Annotated in this window: 14 protein-coding genes, 1 pseudogene and 1 riboswitch; of the genes and pseudogenes, 7 read left to right on the top strand and 8 right to left on the bottom strand. The window is 74.3% G+C overall.

Annotated elements, in window-relative coordinates:
- Positions 1-108: 108 nt before the first annotated feature.
- Positions 109-1,146 carry a CDP-alcohol phosphatidyltransferase family protein gene (locus JWP64_RS24730; protein ID WP_297501723.1) on the bottom strand — a complete coding sequence of 346 codons (1,038 nt, stop codon included), beginning with the start codon at positions 1,144-1,146 and terminating at the stop codon, positions 109-111.
- A 159-nt stretch (positions 1,147-1,305) separates the two neighbouring features.
- On the opposite strand from JWP64_RS24730, the gene JWP64_RS24725 reads away from it, so the two are divergent.
- Positions 1,306-2,184 carry a class I SAM-dependent methyltransferase gene (locus tag JWP64_RS24725; protein ID WP_297501720.1) on the top strand — a complete coding sequence of 293 codons (879 nt, stop codon included), beginning with the start codon at positions 1,306-1,308 and terminating at the stop codon, positions 2,182-2,184.
- Between the two features lie 17 nt (positions 2,185-2,201).
- On the opposite strand, the gene JWP64_RS24720 is transcribed toward JWP64_RS24725, so the two are convergent.
- Positions 2,202-2,894 carry a creatininase family protein gene (locus tag JWP64_RS24720; RefSeq protein WP_297501718.1) on the bottom strand — a complete coding sequence of 231 codons (693 nt, stop codon included), beginning with the start codon at positions 2,892-2,894 and terminating at the stop codon, positions 2,202-2,204.
- Between the two features lie 50 nt (positions 2,895-2,944).
- Between JWP64_RS24720 and JWP64_RS24715 the strand changes: the two genes are divergently transcribed.
- The 3 genes from JWP64_RS24715 to JWP64_RS24705 all read left to right on the top strand — a co-directional run bounded on the left by JWP64_RS24715 (position 2,945) and on the right by JWP64_RS24705 (position 6,034).
- Positions 2,945-3,571 (top strand): GTP cyclohydrolase II, encoded by a 627-nt coding sequence (locus JWP64_RS24715; protein WP_297501715.1) that lies wholly within the window; start codon positions 2,945-2,947, stop codon positions 3,569-3,571.
- A gap of 26 nt (positions 3,572-3,597) precedes the next feature.
- Positions 3,598-5,325: a sulfatase gene (locus JWP64_RS24710; RefSeq protein ID WP_297501713.1), complete on the top strand. Its 1,728-nt coding sequence runs from the start codon at positions 3,598-3,600 to the stop codon at positions 5,323-5,325.
- A 73-nt stretch (positions 5,326-5,398) separates the two neighbouring features.
- Positions 5,399-6,034, top strand: a complete 636-nt coding sequence (locus JWP64_RS24705; protein ID WP_297501710.1) for a hypothetical protein — start codon at positions 5,399-5,401, stop codon at positions 6,032-6,034.
- 9 nt (positions 6,035-6,043) lie between these two features.
- On the opposite strand, the gene JWP64_RS24700 is transcribed toward JWP64_RS24705, so the two are convergent.
- Positions 6,044-6,319, bottom strand: coding sequence for a hypothetical protein (locus JWP64_RS24700; protein WP_297501707.1), 276 nt, complete (start codon positions 6,317-6,319; stop codon positions 6,044-6,046).
- 337 nt (positions 6,320-6,656) lie between these two features.
- Here JWP64_RS24700 and JWP64_RS24695 point away from each other — a divergent pair.
- Positions 6,657-7,552 (top strand): annotated as a pseudogene (locus tag JWP64_RS24695) (acyl-CoA desaturase).
- 480 nt (positions 7,553-8,032) lie between these two features.
- On the opposite strand, the gene JWP64_RS24690 reads toward JWP64_RS24695, so the two are convergent.
- From JWP64_RS24690 to thiC, 5 genes are all read right to left on the bottom strand, one after another.
- Complete coding sequence (locus tag JWP64_RS24690) at positions 8,033-8,464, bottom strand: PPOX class F420-dependent oxidoreductase (protein WP_297501704.1); 432 nt, start codon at positions 8,462-8,464, stop codon at positions 8,033-8,035.
- A gap of 90 nt (positions 8,465-8,554) precedes the next feature.
- Entirely contained in the window at positions 8,555-9,745 is a 1,191-nt protein-coding gene (locus tag JWP64_RS24685; protein WP_297501701.1) for a polysaccharide pyruvyl transferase family protein, read from the bottom strand.
- Between the two features lie 77 nt (positions 9,746-9,822).
- Positions 9,823-10,620 (bottom strand): SDR family oxidoreductase, encoded by a 798-nt coding sequence (locus tag JWP64_RS24680; RefSeq protein WP_297501698.1) that lies wholly within the window; start codon positions 10,618-10,620, stop codon positions 9,823-9,825.
- Between the two features lie 56 nt (positions 10,621-10,676).
- Complete coding sequence (locus tag JWP64_RS24675; RefSeq protein ID WP_297501695.1) at positions 10,677-11,180, bottom strand: DUF664 domain-containing protein; 504 nt, start codon at positions 11,178-11,180, stop codon at positions 10,677-10,679.
- A 58-nt stretch (positions 11,181-11,238) separates the two neighbouring features.
- On the bottom strand, positions 11,239-12,930 hold the full coding sequence (thiC, locus tag JWP64_RS24670) for a phosphomethylpyrimidine synthase ThiC (protein WP_297501692.1): 1,692 nt from the start codon (positions 12,928-12,930) through the stop codon (positions 11,239-11,241).
- Positions 12,922-13,054: riboswitch (TPP riboswitch) on the bottom strand. Its footprint overlaps the gene before it by 9 nt.
- 125 nt (positions 13,055-13,179) lie before the next feature.
- Here thiC and JWP64_RS24665 point away from each other — a divergent pair.
- Positions 13,180-13,800 (top strand): L-threonylcarbamoyladenylate synthase, encoded by a 621-nt coding sequence (locus JWP64_RS24665; protein WP_297501689.1) that lies wholly within the window; start codon positions 13,180-13,182, stop codon positions 13,798-13,800.
- Positions 13,801-14,242: 442 nt separating this feature from the next.
- Positions 14,243-15,883, top strand: a complete 1,641-nt coding sequence (locus JWP64_RS24660) for a hypothetical protein (RefSeq protein WP_297501686.1) — start codon at positions 14,243-14,245, stop codon at positions 15,881-15,883.
- Positions 15,884-15,960: the final 77 nt, after the last annotated feature.

Genomic DNA, 15,960 nt, shown 5'->3' with positions numbered 1-15,960 from the left:
GGAGCGCCGAGCCGTTCTCCGCGCATCTCGCGACACTTCCTCACCGACCCGGTGCAGCGCCCTACGCCAGGAGCTTCCTGGTCGGCGCTCACCTGCGTGCCGTCCGGGTCAGTCGACGCGCTCGACCGGAACAGGATCCTCGGGGAGGCGCTCGGCGCGAGGCCGGGCGAGGAGGAGGTGATCCGCCCGGACGCCCGCATCGCTGCGGTCGTGCGGGCGGCAACTGCAGACGTACAGGTACCGGTGGGCGCGCGGCGACGGGTGGCCGGCCCGGTTGCGCCGCCCGAGCCGTCCGGGGCGGTACGGACGGGCTGAGTCGCAGGGCGGGGTCCGGTTCCCGCGGCGGCCGTCGCGGACCGGGTCGAGGCGCAGCATGACGGGCGTGCGGTCCGGGAGGGCGGCCTGCCGCGGCCGCGGCACCCGGACCTCTCGCAGCCGGTCCTTTCGCGCCCGGCCCCTGTGCAACCGCAGTACGTCGCGGCCGAACGACCAGCACAGGAGAGCCAGCGCCCCCGCGACCAGCACGACGGCGGCCGACCTCCCGAGCACCGAGGCGCCGACGACGACGAGCACGACGCCCTGCAGCGCGGCGACGGTCTTCCCGGCGTAGCTCGGGGGCAGGGGCCCGCGCAGCCACGGCAGCGCCCACCCGGCGGCGACGAAGGCGTAGCGCATCGCGCCGATGGCGAGGGCCCACGCCCCCACCGCGGCGGCGACGTGGGCGCTCAGCACGACGATGAGGAACGCGTCGACCTCCATGTCGAACCGGGCGCCCATCGCCGACGCCGTGCGGGTCCGGCGGGCGACCTGCCCGTCGACCGCGTCGAGGGCCAGCGCCACCGCGGCGAGCACGGCGAGATCCGGGGTCGCGGTCGTCCCGGTGACCAGCCCGTCGGCGACCAGCGCCGTCACCCCGCCGACGAGCAGTGCCCTGACCAGCGTGACCGCGTCCGCCGGGCCGAGCGACGGTCTGCCCGCGCGGCGCTTGGCGGCACCGAGCAGCCCGAGCAGGGCGGCGGTGTAGGCCACCCCGGCCAGCACACCGACCGGGCCGAGGCCGGACACGGCCGCGAGCCCGGCCAGGAGGAGGAGCTGCAGGCCTGTGGCGGCGCCCTGCTCGAAGGCGGCCGGGAGGGTCGTGCGCATCGTGACTGGATGTCCCACATCTCCCAGCACGCAGCGACGGGCCCGGTGGTTCACGGGAATCGCCGGTGAACCGTCGGGGCTCGCGGTACGTGTGGGTCTTTCGAGGAACGTCGTCGCAGACCAGGGGGTCCGTTGTCCCGCACCACGACGCAAGATCGCGTGCCGTCGAGCTGGAACGCCCGGCTGAGCACGGCCGGGTCGCCGGTGTGCGCGCCGGACTGGCTCGCGCTGCGCGAGCCCGCCGACGCCGCGGCGAGGGCGTCCGCGCTCGTCGAGCAGCTCGTCGCCACTTTCCTGGGCACCCGGCCGCCGGAGGAGCCGTTGGTCGTGCGCGACCTCGGCTGCGGCACGGGCTCGGTGGCGCGCTGGCTGGCCGGACGGCTGCCCGCTCCCGCGAGCTCCCAGCACTGGGTCCTGCACGACCGGGACCCGGTGCTGCTCCGCCGGGCCGCCGCGAGCCTGCCGGCCGGCGTCACCGCGGAGACCTGCCCGGGCGACCTCACCGACGTCGACGCCGGGCAGCTCGCCGGGACCGCGCTGGTGACCTGCTCGGCGCTGCTGGACCTGCTGACCGCCCAGGAGGTGGAGGACGTCGCCGAGGCCGTCACCACGGCCGGGTGCCCCGCGCTGCTGACGCTCTCCGTCGCCGGGAGCGTGGCGATCACCCCTGCCGACCCCCTCGACGGCGCGTTCGCCGCCGCCTTCGACGCCCACCAGCGGCGCACCGAGGACGGCCGCCAGCTGCTCGGGCCCGACGCCGTCGGCGTGGCCGCCGAGGCGTTCCGCCGTCGCGGCGCGACGGTGACCATCGCGCCGAGCGCGTGGCGGCTCGGCCCGGCCGAGGCCGAGCTGGCGGAGGAGTGGCTGCGCGGGTGGATCGAGGCGGCGTGCGTTCGGCGTCCCGCGCTCCGGGCGGCGGGCGATGACTATCTGCGGCGCAGGCTCGCCGCCGCGGCCGCCGGTGAGCTGCGCGTCGTCGTCGGGCACGAGGACCTGCTCGCCCTGCCGGCCGGGTGCCCGCGCGGTGGCCGGTCGTGAGCGGCCCTCCGACCCGGTCAGAGGTAGTCGGCGAACGAGGACACCAGGCTCGCGAGGAGGTCACGACCCTTCCGGGCCGACGCCAGGGACGGCCGGCCCACCACGCCCGTGTCCGTGTACGCCTGCAGGCCCCGGCTCAGCAGGTGGCGGCGGTCGTCGGCCAACACGTCGAGGTCGTCCAGGGGCGCCGTGACGAGGTGCGGGTGCGCGTGCAGCAGGATCGAGGTCTCCAGCTCGCCCGCGTGCATGTCGCTGAGACCCGAGGTGACCAGGCCGGCCGCGGCGCGTGCCGCGTCCCAGTCCGGCTCGCCCGGGAACAGCACCATGCGCAGCGGCCCGAGGCTCGCCTCCTGCACGACGTTGCCGAGCACGTAGTTGCCGCCGTGGCCGTTGACGAGGACCAGCGAGGTGATCCCCGCGCGGTGCACCGAGGCGGCGACGTCGCGCACGATGGCAGCGAGCGTCGTGGCCGAGATGCTCACCGTGCCGGGCCACGCCGCGTGCTCGTGGGAGCACGAGATCGTGACCGGTGGGAGCCGGCGGACCGGGTACGCGGCGGCGATCTCGGCCGCCAGGGTGGCCGCGACGACCGTGTCCGTCGTCAGCGGCAGATGCGGTCCGTGCTGTTCGAGGCTGCCGATCGGGAGCAGCGCGACCGACGCGGAACGCATCCGCTCGTCGAGCGTGGTGTCGGCCGGCAGCAGATCCATCACGGCGGACCTTCTCACGGCTCCCGCACGAGAACCAGAGGGGACAGCACATGCCGAACGATGCCTTGACCGACGTCGCCGAGTCGACGCTGGAGACCCGGCGCGGAACGTTCCGCGCTGTCGCGTTCCGGGAGCGGAGCGGTGGGCCCGAGCACCTCGCGCTCGTCCACGGCGATCCGCGGCCCGGCCAGGACGTGCTCGTGCGGGTGCACTCCGAGTGCCTGACGGGCGACGTCTTCGACGCGCTGCGGTGCGACTGCGGGGCGCAGCTGTCCTCGGCGCTCGAGGCCATCGTCGCGGAGGGCACCGGGGTGCTCGTGTACCTGCGCGGGCACGAGGGCCGGGGGATCGGCCTGGTGGCGAAGGTCCGCACGCACGTGCTGCAGGACGAGCAGGGGCTCGACACGGTCGACTCCGCGACGGCGCTCGGCCTCCCGGTGGACGTCCGCGACTTCGGTGCGGCCGCGCGGGTGCTCCGCCACCTCGGCGTCACCTCGGTCCGGCTGCTGTCCAACAACGGCGACAAGGTGGACGCCCTCACGGGGCACGGCGTCGCCGTCGCCGCACGCGTCCCGTTGCTGGAGCCGGTCACCGAGCAGAACGTCCGGTACCTGACCGCGAAGCGCGACCGCCTCGGCCACGACCTGCCGCACCTCGATCCGGTCCACCGGCCGTGACCGGCCCGCACGAAAGGAAACCCTCGGTGTCGATCTCCGACCGCTCCGCGGGCCCGCGCGCCCGGGAACCGGAGGAACTCCCCCGGCCCGCCGCCGGCCCGGACGAGGCCGCCGGCGAGGAGCCGGGCCCGGCCCGCCGCAGGCGGGCGCACCCGGTCCTCTGGTGGGTGATCACGGTCCTGGCCGCGCTGCTGGTGTTCGTCACCCTCGTCGCTCCGCAGCTGGTCTCGCAGCTCACTCCCGGCGCCCTGCTGCGCATCCCGGTGGAGGGGCTCGTCGGCGCCGCGCTCCTGCTCGTCCTGCCGCCCCGGCCGCGCCGGGTGGTGGCGGCGGTCGGCGGCACCGCACTGGGCCTGCTGACCATCCTGAAGATCATCAACATGGGCTTCCTCGAGGTGCTGTCCCGCCCGTTCGACCCGGTGCTGGACTGGGTCCTCCTCGACGACGCCGTGTCGTTCCTGACGGACTCGGTCGGCCGGGCCGGCGCGATCGGCGCTGTCGTCGGCGTCGTGCTGCTCGTCCTCGCCGTGGTCGTCCTGACGGCGCTGGCGGTCGTGCGCCTCGGCACGCTCCTGGGCCGGCGGAGGGCCGTCTCGGCCCGGGCCGTCGCGGTTCTGACGGTCGTGTGGCTCGGCTGCGCGCTGTCCGGCGCACAGCTCGTCCCGCCCGTGCCGGTCGCCGCCCGGAGCGCGGCCTCGCTCGCCTACCAGCAGGCCCGCGCGGTCCCCGCCGGCGTGCGGGACAAGGAGACGTTCGCCCGGGAGGCCTCCGGCGACGCCTTCCGCGACGTCCCGGACGGCGAGCGGCTGTCCGCGCTGCGCGGCAAGGACGTGATCTTCTCCTTCGTCGAGAGCTACGGGCGGAGTGCCGTGGAGGATCCGCGCTACGCACCTCAGGTCGGAGCGGTGCTCGATGCGGGGACGCGTGAGCTGGAGGCGGCCGGGTTCGCCTCCCGGAGCGCCTTCCTCACCTCGCCGATCGCCGGTGGCGGCAGCTGGCTGGCCCACGCCACGTTCTCGTCCGGCCTGTGGATCGACAACGAGCAGCGCGACCGCAGCCTCGTCTCGAGCGACCGGCTGACCCTCACGAAGGCCTTCGAGCGGGCACACTGGAACACGGTGGCCGTCATGCCCGGCACCAAGGGCGCCTGGCCGGAGGCGCGGTTCTACGGCCTCGACACGCTCTACAGCGCCGACGACATGGGGTACCGCGGCCTGAACTTCTCGTGGTCCCCGATGCCCGACCAGTTCGCCCTGTCGACCTTCCAGCGCACCGAGTACGGCAGGCCGGGCCGCGACCCGCTGATGGCGGAGGTGGTCCTCACGTCGAGCCACTCGCCGTGGACGCCCGTGCCCCAGCTCCGGAACTGGGACGACCTGGGGGACGGCACCGGTTACGACGCGGCGGTCAGGGCGACCGATGCACCGCCCGTCGTGTGGCAGGACCCGGACCGGGTCCGGGTCGGCTACCGGGACTCCATCGGGTACTCCCTGGACAGCCTCGTCTCGTGGGTCCAGAAGTACGGCAGGGACAACCTCGTGCTCGTCTTCCTCGGCGACCACCAGCCCGCCCCGATCATCACCGGGGACGGGGCGAGCCGGGACGTGCCGGTCACGATCGTGGCCAAGGACCCGGCCGTCCTGGATCGGATCGCCGGGTGGGGCTGGCAGGACGGGCTGAAACCCGGTCCGCAGGCGCCGGTCTGGCGGATGGACGCCTTCCGGGACCGGTTCCTGAGCGCCTTCGGGTCGTAGGCCTCCGGGCCCGGGCCCGGGTGCGCACCGCGGCCGCCGCGCCGAGCGGGTGGCGCTGCGGTAGACCTGCGCGATGCGGATCTACGCGGAACGACCCGCCCGCGCGGCCCGGCAGCTGCTGGCGGACGTCGTGGCGCTCGGCTGGGTGGTGGCCTGGATCGTCGCCGGGGTGACGATCCACGGTCTGCTGCTCGCCCTGCAGAGCCCGGCGCGGAGGCTCGTCACCGCCGGCGAGACCGTGGCCAGGACCTTCGACGACGCCGCGCGCACCGCGGGCGGCATCCCGTTCGTCGGGGACGACCTCGCGCGTTCCCTCGGCTCCGGCACGGAGGCGGGGGCGTCGCTGGCCGCGGCCGGACAGGAGCACATCGACACGATCGCGGCGCTCGCCGTCACGGCGGGGACCGGGATCGCGGTGCTGGGCGCACTGCCGGTGGTGCTGGTCTGGCTGCCGGCGCGGATCCGCTTCGCGCGGGCGGCGGCCGCGGCGGTGGCGGCGCGCGAGATCGGCCCGGAGCTGCTGGCGCTGCGCGCGCTCACGAACCGGCCGGTACGCGAGCTGCTGGCCGTGGTCCCGGACCCGGTCGCCGCGTGGCGTTCCGCCGACCCGCACGCCCTCGACGGGTTCGCGGAGCTGGAGCTGCGGGCGCTCGGCCTGCGGGGCCGGTCCCGTGCGCCGCTGCCCGCGGGGGCCGAGACGGCGGACTGAGCGGGGTCGTCAGCCGGTCCTGCGGCGCCGGCAGGGGAGCCGCGGGACGTCGTCGACGGCGCGCGGGTCCCAGGCGAGCCTGCGCCAGAAGGCGAGGAACGCGGCCATCGGGTCCGGGTCCGACGGCGAGACCAGTCCCGCCCGCACGTCCTCGATCAACCGCTCGTCCGCCAGGACCGCCTGCTCCTCGCCCGTCCGCCCCTGCTCCCGCGCCCGCGCGCCCTGCCGGATCGGCACCACGTTCGCCGATCCGCTCGGGTCCGGCTCCGGCCGGGGCTCCACCATGCGCACACCTGATCATCGTGGCGGCGACGCGTTCCGTTCCGAAGTGGCCAGGTGACGTGTCGCACGACCGGGTGACCCGAGTTCACGGACAGTGGTCCGGGCCGGGCTCGGAAGGACGTCGCGAGCATGCTGTGTTCACCACGTCGTTCCGGGGTATGCAGCGGCGGGACTGTGGCGCGCGGTGAGGACCGCCTACGCTCGGTACCGACCGGTTCCGGACCCCGCCGGACCGCAGACACGATCATCGAGGTGACCATTGTCCGTCGAGGCCGCCGGCCCCGCCCCCGCCAGTCCCGCCGACGACCGCCCGGTCGACCAGCCCACAGGCCCGAAACCGATCCTGGGTACGACCCGTAGCCGCTGGCAGCAGGGGCTGGTGTGGTTGTTCGTGGTCGGACCCGGGATCGCCCTGCTCGCCACCGTCCCCTTCGTGTGGGGCTGGGGGATCGGCTGGTGGGACATCGCCATTGCGGCGGTGTTCTACGTGGTCGGCATCCTCGGCGTGACCGTCGGGTACCACCGGCACTTCACCCACGGGTCGTTCAAGGCCAAGCCCTGGCTGCGGGTCGCGCTGGCGATCAGCGGATCGCTGGCGATCCAGGGTTCGGTGATGGCCTGGGTCGCGGACCACCGCCGGCACCACGCCTTCTCGGACAAGGAGGGCGACCGCACTCGCCGTGGCGCTACGGCACGTCGGCCTGGGCGGTCGGCAAGGGCTTCGTCTGGGCGCACATCGGCTGGCTGTTCGAGCGCCGGAAGACGAACTGGGAGCGTTTCATCCCGGACCTGATCGCGGACCGCGCCGTCAGCCGGGTCAGCAGGCTCTTCGGCGTGTGGGTCCTGGTCAGCCTCGCGCTCCCCGCGATCCTGGGTGGACTGCTCAGCTGGTCCTGGTGGGGTGTGCTGACCGGGTTCTTCTGGGGCGGCTTGGTCCGGATGGGGCTGTGCCACCACGTGACGTGGTCCATCAACTCCATCTGCCACATGGTCGGCCGCCGGCAGTTCCGCTCCCGGGACCGCTCCCGCAACTTCTGGCCGCTCGCGGTGCTGTCCATGGGGGAGTCCTGGCACAACCTGCACCACGCGGACCCCACCTGCGCCCGGCACGGCGTCCTACCCGGCCAGATCGACATCTCGGCCAGGGTGATCTGGTTCTTCGAGAGGTTCGGCTGGGCGAGCGAGGTGCGCTGGCCCACCACCCGCCGCCTGGCGCGCCTGCGCACGGAGTCCTGAGCGCCACCTCGCCCGAGGGTGAGGTCGCGGCGTGCGCGCCACCGCCCCGCTCGCCATGTTCGTGGGGTGACCGATCCGGACCCCGAGATCGACGGCGGCGGCCTGCTGCAGGTGAGCGCCGTCGCGTCGGGGCTGCGCACCGGCGCGAGCCGCTGCGCCTGGTGGTCGACGGCACCCGGGCGGTCACGCGGCCGACGGAGGTCAGCGGGCTGGACCAGGTGCTCGCGACGTTCGAGGACCTGGAGTCGGCGCTCGCGCGCACCGCCGAGCACCCCTGATCCACATCCCCACGTTCGGCTGTGGGCTGTGACACAATGGGGTCCACGGACGGGTTCACTCTCGCCGTGCCGGGTAGACCAGGCACCTGGGCGAGGGCAACCTGAACTTGCCGCCGGTCGCTGGGGAGCGGACGGGCGGTTGCGGGCCGGGGCCGTGGTCTCGGGGGCCATGGCCCCGGCCACCCTCTCGCCGGGAAGGGCGTCAGGAGATGCCTTTGCCCTGGTCGATGTAGGTCTGCCGCACCGGCGTGATCCAGAGCATGATCCGCTCGGACTTGATGTTCTCCGGCGGGTACGGCCGGCCCGTGTACTTCTGCGACAGCTCGTCGACGTGCGCCCGGGCCTCCGGCCCCGTGGTCGTGTCCGTCACCCGGCCCCGGACCTCGGCGTAGCGGTACGGGTCGTTCTCGTCCCGGATCAGCACGGTGATGCGCGGGTCTCGCTGCACGTTGCGGGCCTTCGCGCGGTGCGTCTCGGTGTTCAGCACGATCTTCCCGTTCGCGGCGTGCACCCAGATCATCTGCGTCTGGATCAGGCCGCTCGGGAACACGGTCGAGACGGCGGCGAAGTTCTTACCGGTCGCGAGCTCCTCGGTCTCGGGGAGCAGCTCGGGTCCGTCGGCGGTCCTGGCCATCGGCGGTCACCTTCCGGGTCGGGGCGCGGGTACCCCGGACGGCTCCCCCCACCGCCCCGGGCACAAACTCCCCGCAGGTGGGGACCGGGCTCAGCCGGGATAGACCCGGGCGGCCACCGCGGCCTTGCGCCGCGTGTGGCCGGCCAGCGCCACCGGGTCGAACCCGCCGGCGTCCGGCGGTTTCGGCACGTCCGTGAGGTCGTCGACGAGCTGCCAGTGCGACCCGAGCTCGACCAGCGACCCGTGCTTGGTCGTGTAGTAGTCCGGTTTGAGGCTCACCGCCACGCCGCTCGCCCCGGCCGCCGCCGCGACCAGGTGCACGTGGAAGCGGGTGGAGAGCCAGGTCTGGTGCGGCGCCACCGGCATGCCGGAGCGCCACACCTCGCTGAACGGGAAGAACCGGGCACCCGGCAGCTCGTGCTCGATCAGCCCGAACACCGCGCGGTCCTGCCCGGGGATGCCCTCGACGACGCCGACGTCCGCGGGATCGGCGTTCCACTCCCGCAGCGTCGCGAGGGTGAACGCGGCGAGGTCACCGCCGTCGTGCTCGGTCATGTCGGACTGCAGACAGAGCATGTACCGGGGCAGGTCCGCGGTGTGCTCGACGTGCGGAAACGCGTCCGCGCCGAGGAACGCGTCGTCGACGCCCTGCGCCTGCGGCCTCCGCAGCGCCTCGGCGGACGCCGCGTCCCGGACGTCCACGACATCGAACCGGTCGACGAGCGCGCGCAGCAGGGAGGCCTCCGCCTCCTCGACGGGGGTGAAGCCCTGGCCGGTGAGCACCGCCCGTCCGGCCGAGCGCCGCGTCGCGGCCGCGGCGGCCCCGAGCAGGCCGATGTGATGCGGCCAGATACCGTTGACGTACCCGCCGCCGATCACGTGCACGACGTCCGCCGAGGCCAGCAGCTCGATCCCGTTCACCCAGCGGTAGGCGAGGCCGGGGTTCTCCAGCGCGCTCTGCACCCACGCGGCCTTCTCCCACGGCCCTCCGGGCGGCGCCTCCGCACACAGCCGCCACGCGGTGTCCGTGAAGTGCGCCCGCGGGTGCAGCCCGTCCAGCAGCACGGCGGCCGAGCCCGGGACCGGGCAGTCCAGCCAGACGTCCGCGTCCGGGGCGACCCGCGCGAGGTGCCGCAGCCAGACCGACGCGATCAGCTCGTCGCCGTAGTTGGGGTGACCGGCCGTGCCCATGAGGTAGTACAGCGGGCGGCGTGCCGGGGGCCGTCGGGTCAGGGCGTATCCAGCCGGGGTGCTGCGTCGGGCCGGGGGAGCGGGGGACATCCCGGCCGAGTATGCCCGCCGCCGTTCGCCCGTCGACCGCGGTACCCGGACGGACGTGTCCCCGTCATGCGGCCGGGTCAGTAGTGGATGACGTCCGGCGTCCCGCCGCCGGCCCCGACCGACTCGCCGTTGATCCCGACGCTGCGCGGCGATGCCAGGAACACGACGACGTCCGCGACCTCCTGAGCGGTGATCAACCGGCCCACGGTGGTGGTCGCCGCGAACTGTGCCTCGGCCTCGGCCTCGGAGACACCCTGGGCCTCCGCTCGGCCCGCGATCATCCCGGGCGTGCGCTCGGTGACGGTGAAGCCCGGGTGCACGACGGTGACGTTGACGCCCTGCGGCCCGAGCTCCTGCGCGAGCGCGGCGCCCATCGCGGCCACCGCGACGTTGCGCATCGCCCCGACGAGCTGCGAGGACTTCCGCGCGTTGAGCCCGCTGACGTGCACGATCCGGCCCCAGCCCTGCCCCGTCATGTGCGGGGCGACGGCGCGGGCGCAGCGGAGGTAGCCGAGCACCTTGGTCTCGATCTGCTCGCGGACCGCGTCGTCCGTGGTCCCGGCGAGGTCGGCGCTCGCGGCCGCGCTCGCCGGTGAAGCGGCGGCGTTGACCAGGATGTCCACGCCGCCGAGCTCGGCCACCGCGGCGTCGACCATCGCGCGGACGGATGTGTCGTCCGTGGTGTCCGCGGTCAGTGGGAGCACCCGTCCGCCGCGGGCCCGGAGCTTCTCCGCCGCCGCCTCCAGGGAGTCCTTGTTCCGGGACACGACCACGACGTCGGCGCCCTCGGCGGCGAGGGTGTCCGCGACGGCGAAGCCGATGCCGCGGCTCCCGCCGGTGACGATCGCCCGCTTGCCGCTCAGCTGTAGATCCATGTGTGCACTCTCGCAGCTGACGCCGCCCGTGCGCACGGGCGCCGGAGGCGGACGGACTAGCCGGGGAGGAGGCCGCGGACGAGCTCGGCCTGGCCGAGGTGCCTGGTGTCGTCGTCGATCACGCTGACCAGGCGGACGCCGAGGGTGACCGGCGGGTCCCAGCGCTCGTCGACGACGCGATCCAGGTCGTCATCGACGAGGTCCCCGACCAGGGAGAGGGTCCGCTCGGCGACGGCGGCGTGGTAGCCCGCGAGGAGCCGCGCGCTCGCCCGGACCGCGGCGACCTGGTCCGGGCCGTGCCCGTAGCCGGTGTCCTCGACGGGCAGGCCGAGGTCGAAGCGCTCGGCCCAGCCCTCCGACATCCAGATCTGGTCCCCGCCGAACGCGTCCGCGACGTGGTGGTCCTGGACCCGGGTCAGGTGCCAGACGAGCCACGCGATGGAGTTGGCCTCGCCGTCGACGCGCAGGCCGAGCTGAGTCTCGTCGAGACCCTCGAGCACGGCGGGCACTCCCGCGGCGACACGTCCGAAGGACTCGGTCAGCAGGTCGGCCACGTTCACGTCGAATCCTCCGGAAGTCGCGTCCGCCGACCGTCGTCGACCGGCTCGGGACCCGACGCTACGGAAGCCTCCCGCCCTCCGCATCGCCCGCGCCGGCCCGCTCTCCCACCGGGGTGAGCGGCAGCTGGACCCGGCCGCCGGCGTCCGCGAACTCCCGGGACTTCGCGTCCATGCCGGCCTCGATGGCCTCGACGCTGGTGAGGCCGTGCTCCTCGGCGTAGTCGCGGACGTCCTGGGTGATCCGCATCGAGCAGAACTTCGGCCCGCACATGGAACAGAAGTGCGCGGTCTTCGCGGCCTCGGCGGGGAGCGTCTCGTCGTGGAACGCCAGCGCGGTGTCCGGGTCGAGGGACAGGTGGAACTGGTCGAGCCAGCGGAACTCGAAGCGCGCCTGGCTCAGCGCGTCGTCCCTGGCCTGGGCGCGGGGGTGCTCCTTGGCCAGGTCCGCGGCGTGTGCGGCGATCTTGTAGGTGATGACGCCGGTCTTGACGTCGTCCCTGTCTGGCAGGCCCAGGTGCTCCTTCGGGGTGACGTAGCAGAGCATGGCGGTGCCGGCCTGCGCGATCGTCGCCGCGCCGATGGCGCTGGTGATGTGGTCGTAGCCGGGCGCGATGTCGGTGGTCAGCGGGCCGAGGGTGTAGAACGGCGCGCCGTCGCACCACTCCTGTTCGAGCCGGACGTTCTCGGGGATCTTGTGCAGCGGGATGTGCCCGGGGCCCTCGACCATCACCTGGACGTCGTGCGAGCGGGCGATCCGGGTCAGCTCCCCCAGCGTCCGGAGCTCGGCGAGCTGGGCGTCGTCGTTGGCGTCGGCGATCGATCCCGGACGCAGCCCGTCGCCGAGGGAGAACGTCACGTCGTAGGTGCGCAGGATGTCGCAGAGGTCCTCGAAGTGGGTGTAGAGGAACGACTCCCGGTGATGGGCGAGGCACCACGCGGCCATGATCGAGCCGCCGCGCGACACGATGCCGGTGAGGCGCTTGGCGGTGAGCGGGACGTAGCGCAGCAGCACGCCCGCATGCACGGTCATGTAGTCGACGCCCTGTTCGCACTGCTCCACGACGGTGTCGCGGTAGGCCTCCCAGGACAGCTTCGCCGGATCGCCCCCGACCTTCTCCAGGGCCTGGTAGATCGGCACCGTCCCGATCGGGACGGGCGAGTTGCGCAGGAGCCACTCGCGGGTGGCGTGGATGTCCTTGCCTGTCGAGAGGTCCATGACGGTGTCCGCGCCCCACCGGGCGGCCCACACCATCTTGTCCACCTCCTCCTCGATGGAGGAGGTCACGGCCGAGTTCCCGATGTTGGCGTTGATCTTCACCAGGAACCGGCGGCCGATGATCATCGGTTCGAGCTCGGGGTGGCACCGGTTGGCCGGGATCACCGCCCGCCCGGCGGCCACCTCGGAACGCACCAGCTCCGCGTCGAGCCCTTCCCGGACGGCGACGTACCGCATCTCCCGGGTGACGCGGCCGGCGCGGGCGTGGGCGAGCTGCGTGCACGCCCCGGCGATCGGCTCGGGTCCGGCCGGCCACGTCTCGCGCAGCCGCGGCAGTCCGGAGTGGACGTCGACGGCCACCGCGTCGTCGGTGTAGGGGCCGGACGTGTCGTAGGCGTCGTGGTGCTCGCCGTTGCTCAGCTCGATCCGGCGCACCGGGACGCGCAGCCCGTCGGGGCCCTCGACGTACTCCTTGTGCGAGCCCCTGATGGGACCCGTGGTGACCTGCGGACGCGCACCGGTGAGTGCTGTCATGGCTTTCCTTCCTACGCCGGAATTACCCGGACAGGTTCCGTCGGTCGGCGACGCCCGACCCCCGTCGACCGGGGGTGAAGCCGCCCTCTCAGCCCGCTTGCCGCGAGCTCCCGAGTGATGAAGTTGTCGAGGGGACCGTAACCGGTGCCGTGCCGGATCCGCCAGGGTGAACCGGCGCCCGGGCGCGGAAGCGGGGGCTTCGTGGACGAGACTCCACGCGGGACGCCCGATTGCTCGTAGGCTCCCGGTATGGCGCGGTACTACGACGTCCACCCCGACGATCCCCAGCGACGCACGATCGGGCAGGTCGTCGACCTCGTGCGGGACGGCGGGCTGATCGCCTACCCGACGGACTCCTGCTTCGCCCTGGGCTGCGCGCTGGGCAACAAGGAGGGCCTCGACCGGATCCGCGCGATCCGCCGGCTCGACGACAAGCACCACTTCACCCTCGTCTGCCGGGACTTCGCGCAGCTCGGCCAGTTCGTCCACGTGGGCAACGCGGTGTTCCGGGCGGTCAAGGCATCGACGCCCGGCAGCTACACCTTCATCCTGCCCGCGACCAAGGAGGTTCCGCGGCGGCTGCTGCACCCGAAGAAGAAGACGGTCGGCGTGCGGATCCCGGACCACCGGGCCACCCAGGCGCTGCTCGACGAGCTGGGCGAGCCGCTGCTGTCCTCCACCCTGCTGCTCCCGGACGAGGAGGAGCCGTTGACGCAGGGCTGGGACATCAAGGAGCGCCTGGACCACGCGGTCGACGCGGTCCTGGACTCGGGGGACTGCGGGGTCGAGCCCACCACCGTCGTCGACCTGTCGGGACCGGAGCCGGAGATCGTCCGCAAGGGCGCCGGGGACCCGTCGCGCTTCGAGTAGCAGGGGCCCGCGTCACCCGATCGGGTGGGAAAGTCGGGTGTGGACCCTGGACGTCCGGGCAGGGGTCGCCTAGATTCCCTCCGGGCGGACCCGCCGCAGCGTCGCGGTCGGGTCGCCTGTCCCCTCTCCTCCCCGCCCTGTTCCGGGGGTTCCCGCACGTCCCACCGGTGCTCCGGCCGCGATGGGCGGACGAATCGCTGATCTCCCGGCGTGTCGACTTGCCAGCTCGCCGCCCGACCCCACCGGGGCGACCGGCCACCGCAGACGGGGGCGCGCCGCGCACCTTCCGCCGGTAATCTCGGGCCCCGACAGACTCCGGGCCGCACGCTCCCCACGACGGACCCCGGGCTCGCCGCCGATCGCGCCGGGTCCGATGTGGTGGGCGTCGACGTTCACGCGTCAGCCGCGGCCACGGACGAGCACAGGTCGTTGCGGAGGAAGAGTGGAGCGAGACACCCCGTCCGGCTCCTGGCTGGGCGAGCCGGCAGGCGCGTGGACCGGACGTTCCGCCGACGGCGCCGCTGCCGGGGTGTCCGCCGGGCCGGCCGGCACCACGGACGGCGTGCTGCAGGCCCTGGCCCGGCGCATGTGCGCCCAGGGCGAGCGGGCCCTGATACTCGCGGAGCGGCTCCGGGCGGGCGAGAACCGCAGCGGGGCGATCGCGGACCTGGCGGAGGTCGCCTTCGCCGCGCGCCGCACCCTGCGGGACGGCGAGAACCTGCTGGCGCTCAGCGGCGGCCGCCCGGAGCGCCCCGGCCCGGTCGCGGGCGACGTCGGAGGCGTGCTCCGCGAGGCCGCGGCGGGTGCCGCGGAGCCGTCGCAGGTCTCCGTGGCGCCCGCTCCGGCCGCCGCGTTCGTGCCGGGGATCGCCGTCACGGCCACGCAGATCGTCACCGAGCTCCTCACCTACGCGGGCAAGAACATGCCGCCCGGCACGCGCGTCGAGGTCGTCGGCCGCTGGGCCGGGGACGGCGGCATCATGGTCGAGCTGCAGGCCGAGGGCGCCGGACTGCCCTGGTACGAGGCCGAGCAGCTGGAACGCGAGCTCGGCGGCACGCCGGCGGAGGCCGTCCCGGCGGAGCGGGTCGGGCTGTTCCTCGCCGCCCGGCTCGCGCAGCACTGCGGCGGGCGGGTCGAGCTGCAGGCCCCTCCCGGCTCGTCGTTGCCGTCCGGGGTCGGGCTCGTCGCGCTGGTGCGCTTCCCCCGCGAGGCGGTCGAGGCGGCGGCAGCGGGCCCCGCCCCCGTCTTCCCGTCGGCGTGGGAGTCCGCGCCGCTGCCCGCGCACGGCCCGTCCACCCGGTCCGAGCCGGTCCCGGCCGGAGCCGGTGGCCGGCGGCAGGGCTCGTCGGCCGTCGTCCTGGGCACCGCGAGCTCGGCCGAGGAGCTCTTCGGTTCCTTCGACGTCGGCGGCGGTCACGGCGGGGACTTCGGCGGCACGCCGATCTTCGCCGAGGTCGCCTCGGCCTGGTTCCGCACCGGGGACGAGCCGGAGCCCGCGTTGGACGGCCACACCAACGGGCACGCGAACGGCACGGGCCTCGCGGACTCCTGGCTGACCGGCGAGAACACCGGCCGCACGGGCACCGAGAGCAAGGGGGCGCCGCGGAACTGGGTCAGCGCCGGCGACGAGGGCTGGCGGATGGCCACCGAGCGGGCCGCCCGCGCGGAGGAGGAGCTGCCGCTCACCGCCAGTGGGCTGCCCCAGCGCCGTCCCGGGCGGCAGATGGTGCCGCCGCCCCTGCGAGACCTGCCGAACGCGCCCGCCGTCTCCACCGAACGCGAGCCCGAGCAGATCCGGCGCCGGCTGGCGACCTACCAGCGCGGGCTCGAGGCCGGCCGGCACCGCGCGGAGGAGGGTGTCGACCTGCCTGCTTCGGGGGCCGCGACGAACCGCGAGCTGCCCACCCGCGGTGCGTCCGACGGCGCCACCGTTCGCGGCGCCGGTGAGGCGGTCACCGGGACGGTGGACGAGGACCGGGAGACGGCCGGGGGCTGGGGATCCGCCCGCGGCGCGGACCAGGACCCGTGGCGTCCCGAACCGTGGCTCGAGCGCGAGGACGACCCGTGGAGCCGTCGGGACTGAGGTCCCGTCGGACACCCCGTCGTCGGCGCGCGCCGCGTGCCCGCGTCCGCACCCCTGCCCTTCGCCGGTCCGATCGC

Source organism: Pseudonocardia sp. (assembly GCF_025465255.1).
Lineage (GTDB): Bacteria > Actinomycetota > Actinomycetes > Mycobacteriales > Pseudonocardiaceae > Pseudonocardia.
Note: the sequence above shows the minus strand (reverse complement) of the source record. Positions and strands in the feature narration are given on the sequence as shown.

Coding starts and splice junctions, on each gene's coding strand:
- JWP64_RS24680 (WP_297501698.1), bottom strand. CDS start 10,620: ATGGATCTACAGCTGAGCGGCAAGCGGGCGATCGTCACCGGCGGGAGC.
- JWP64_RS24705 (WP_297501710.1), top strand. CDS start 5,399: ATGCGGATCTACGCGGAACGACCCGCCCGCGCGGCCCGGCAGCTGCTG.
- JWP64_RS24715 (WP_297501715.1), top strand. CDS start 2,945: ATGCCGAACGATGCCTTGACCGACGTCGCCGAGTCGACGCTGGAGACC.
- JWP64_RS24700 (WP_297501707.1), bottom strand. CDS start 6,319: ATGGTGGAGCCCCGGCCGGAGCCGGACCCGAGCGGATCGGCGAACGTG.
- JWP64_RS24730 (WP_297501723.1), bottom strand. CDS start 1,146: ATGCGCACGACCCTCCCGGCCGCCTTCGAGCAGGGCGCCGCCACAGGC.
- JWP64_RS24690 (WP_297501704.1), bottom strand. CDS start 8,464: ATGGCCAGGACCGCCGACGGACCCGAGCTGCTCCCCGAGACCGAGGAG.
- thiC (WP_297501692.1), bottom strand. CDS start 12,930: ATGACAGCACTCACCGGTGCGCGTCCGCAGGTCACCACGGGTCCCATC.
- JWP64_RS24720 (WP_297501718.1), bottom strand. CDS start 2,894: ATGGATCTGCTGCCGGCCGACACCACGCTCGACGAGCGGATGCGTTCC.
- JWP64_RS24685 (WP_297501701.1), bottom strand. CDS start 9,745: ATGTCCCCCGCTCCCCCGGCCCGACGCAGCACCCCGGCTGGATACGCC.
- JWP64_RS24665 (WP_297501689.1), top strand. CDS start 13,180: ATGGCGCGGTACTACGACGTCCACCCCGACGATCCCCAGCGACGCACG.